Origin of the sequence: Streptomyces sp. NPDC059853 (assembly GCF_042731495.1) — a bacterium.
Taxonomy (GTDB): Bacteria; Actinomycetota; Actinomycetes; order Streptomycetales; family Streptomycetaceae; genus Streptomyces.
The window spans coordinates 1-2,236 of the sequence record NZ_JBHWJL010000499.1; the positions used below are offsets into that span (position 1 = coordinate 1).

The 2,236-nt window shown below is 74.1% G+C and carries 1 protein-coding gene; it reads right to left on the reverse strand.

Annotated features, from left to right (window positions below):
- On the reverse strand, positions 1 to 2,236 hold a 2,236-nt coding region (locus tag ACFV5N_RS27265; protein ID WP_385605043.1), incomplete at both ends, for a hydantoinase B/oxoprolinase family protein.

Below are 2,236 nucleotides of genomic sequence, written 5' to 3' on the forward strand. Positions count from 1 at the left end.
GTCATGGGCTCCAGGAACCGGAGCCGGCGCCGTACGCCGTTGCCGCCGGGCCAGCGGCCCGCGCCGCCGCTGTGCTCGCGGATGCGGAAGTCCTCGACCCGCACCGGGTAGCGCCACTCCAGGACCTCGGGGTCGGTGAGGCGGGAGTTGGTCATGTGGGTCTGGACGGCGTCGGTGCCGGGGAAGCCGTCGCCCGCGCCCGAGCCGCTGGCGATGGTCTCGTAGTACTGGACGTGGTCGTTGCCGAAGGTGAGGTTGTTCATGGTGCCGGAGCCCTCGGCCTGGACGCCGAGCGCGGCGTACAGGGCGCCGGTGACGGCCTGGGAGGTCTCGACGTTGCCGGCCACGGTGGCGGCCGGGTGGACGGGGGCCAGCATGGAGCCGGGCGGGATGCGGATGTCCAGGGGCTTGAGGCAGCCGCTGTTGAGCGGGATCTCGTCGGCGATCAGGGTGCGGAAGACGTAGAGCACCGCGGCCGTCACCACCGCGGAGGGGGCGTTGGTGTTGCCGGGCTGCTGGGGTGAGGTGCCCGCGAAGTCGAGGACGGCGGAGCGGGTGGCCCGGTCCACGGTGACGGCGACCTGGATGACGGCCCCGGCGTCGGTCTCGTAGCGGTAGGAGCCGTCGTGCAGGGCTCCGATGACGCGGCGCACGGACTCCTCGGCGTTGTCCTGCACATGGCCCATGTAGGCGTGCACCACGTCGAGGCCGAAGTGGTCGATCATGGCGCGCAGTTCGGCGATGCCTTTCTCGTTGGCGGCGATCTGGGCGCGCAGGTCGGCGAGGTTGGCGTCCGGGCTGCGGGAGGGGTAGCGGGCGCCGGTGAGCAGGGCGCGGGTCTCGGCCTCGCGCAGGACGCCGTCGCGGACCAGCAGCCAGGTGTCGAAGAGCACGCCCTCCTCGTCGATGGTGCGGCTGAAGGCGGGCATGGAGCCGGGGGTGATGCCGCCGATCTCGGCGTGGTGGCCGCGGGAGGCGACGAGGAACAGCAGCTCGCGGCCGTCGTCGTCGAACACCGGGGTGACGACGGTGACATCGGGCAGGTGGGTGCCGCCGTGGTACGGGTCGTTGATCGCGTACACGTCGCCGGGCCGCAGGGTGCCGGTGGTGCGGCGCAGCACCTCCTTGATGGACTCCCCCATCGAGCCCAGGTGGACGGGGATGTGCGGGGCGTTGGCGATGAGGTCGCCGTCGGCGTCGAAGAGGGCGCAGGAGAAGTCCAGCCGCTCCTTGATGTTGACGGAGTGGGCGGTGTTCTCCAGCCGCACGCCCATCTGTTCGGCGACGGCCATGAAGAGATTGTTGAAGACCTCCAGCCGGACCGGGTCCACCCGGGTGCCGACGGCGGCGGTGCGGGGCCGGGCCGTCACCCGCTCCAGCACGAGGTGCCCGCGCTCCCCGGCCCGCGCCCGCCAGCCGGGGTCCACGACGGTGGTGGCGTCGGGTTCGGTGATCAGGGCCGGGCCGTCGACGGTGTCCCCGGAGCGCAGGTCGGCCCGCCGGTACAGCGGGGTGCCGGGGTGCCAGCGCCCGGCGGCGTACATCCGGACCCGGTCCGCCGGTGCGGGCGGGGGCTCGTGGGCGGCGCGGGCGGGGGCCAGCCGGGCGGGGGCGGCGGGTCCGGCGGCGCCGACGGCCTCGGCGACGGCGGTGGCGGCGACGAGCGGCTTGTCCATGGTGAAGCCGTAGCGGGCCCGGTGGGCGGCGGCGAACTCCTCGGCCATGGCGGGCAGAGCGGCGAGCGGGACGGGCAGGGCGGCGTCGGTGCCGGCGTAGCGCAGATGGAGCCGGGACACGGTGGTGACGGAGTCCCCGGGCACGCCGTCGGAGATCAGTTCGCGCCGGGCCGCGGCGGCGAGGTCGGCGCACAGCGCCCGCACGGCGGGCAGCGCGTCGGCGGTCAGTTCGCGTTCGACGGAGCGCTCGCGCAGCGCGGTGGCGTCGGCGACGCCGATCCCGTACGCGGAGAGCACCCCGGCCAGCGGCGGGGCGACGACGGTGTCGATGCCGAGCGCGTCGGCGACGGCGCAGGCGTGCTGGCCGCCGGCGCCGGCGAAGCCGGCCAGGGCGTAGCGGGTGACGTCGTGGCCGCGCTGGACGGAGATCTTCTTCACCGCGTTGGCCATGTTGAGGACGGCGATCTCCAGGAAGCCGGCCGCGACGGTGTGGATGTCCATCATGTGGGCGTTCATCCGCACCCAGGCGACCGCGGTGCCGAAGACCCGCTCGAACTCCC